Raw genomic sequence first — 765 nt, 5'->3', positions numbered from 1 at the left:
TATTAGGCACGCCGCCAGCGTTCGTCCTGAGCCAGGATCAAACTCTCCAATAAAGTGTTTGATTGCTCATTACACCGGCAATCTACTAGTAAATAGTAGACTTACATTTATTACTTTGCGTTGGTTTTAAAACCAACACGCTTGACGTTTTGTTTAGTTTTCAAAGAACTTATAAAAATTGGTGGAGCCTAGCGGGATCGAACCGCTGACCTCCTGCGTGCAAGGCAGGCGCTCTCCCAGCTGAGCTAAGGCCCCGTTAAATAATGGTCGGGAAGACAGGATTTAAACCTGCGACCCCCTGGTCCCAAACCAGGTGCTCTACCAAGCTGAGCCACTTCCCGTCAATATATGGCGCGCCCGAGAGGAGTCGAACCCCTAACCTTTTGATCCGTAGTCAAACGCTCTATCCAATTGAGCTACGGGCGCGCATATGAAAGTTTTTGTTTGTTTACAAAAATGGTGCCGAGGACCGGAATCGAACCGGTACGGTAGTCACCTACCGCAGGATTTTAAGTCCTGTGCGTCTGCCAGTTCCGCCACCCCGGCAATACATATTCTAACTCTGGAGCGGAAGACGGGATTCGAACCCGCGACCCCCACCTTGGCAAGGTGGTGTTCTACCACTGAACTACTTCCGCAGCAATGTATTGCATTTCTATTATTTTATAATGGTGCGGATGAAGGGAGTCGAACCCCCACGCCGTAAGGCGCTAGATCCTAAGTCTAGTGCGTCTGCCAATTCCGCCACATCCGCGCACCAATGGT

At 50.1% G+C, this 765-nt stretch carries 6 tRNA genes; all 6 read right to left on the bottom strand.

Annotation, left to right across the window (positions count from 1 at the left end):
• Positions 1-179: 179 nt before the first annotated feature.
• Positions 180-255: transfer RNA gene (locus G4D63_RS21685), tRNA-Ala, on the bottom strand.
• 9 nt (positions 256-264) lie between these two features.
• Positions 265-341: transfer RNA gene (locus G4D63_RS21680), tRNA-Pro, on the bottom strand.
• Positions 342-349: 8 nt separating this feature from the next.
• A tRNA-Arg gene (locus tag G4D63_RS21675) sits at positions 350-426 on the bottom strand.
• 31 nt (positions 427-457) lie between these two features.
• Positions 458-546 (bottom strand) — tRNA-Leu (locus G4D63_RS21670).
• Positions 547-563: 17 nt separating this feature from the next.
• A tRNA-Gly gene (locus tag G4D63_RS21665) sits at positions 564-638 on the bottom strand.
• 31 nt (positions 639-669) lie between these two features.
• Positions 670-754, bottom strand: a tRNA-Leu gene (locus tag G4D63_RS21660).
• Positions 755-765 lie beyond the last annotated feature (11 nt).

The organism is Bacillus mesophilus (assembly GCF_011008845.1).
Taxonomy (GTDB): Bacteria; Bacillota; Bacilli; order Bacillales; family SA4; genus Bacillus_BS; species Bacillus_BS mesophilus.
This window is presented reverse-complemented; position numbering and strand designations above follow the sequence as displayed.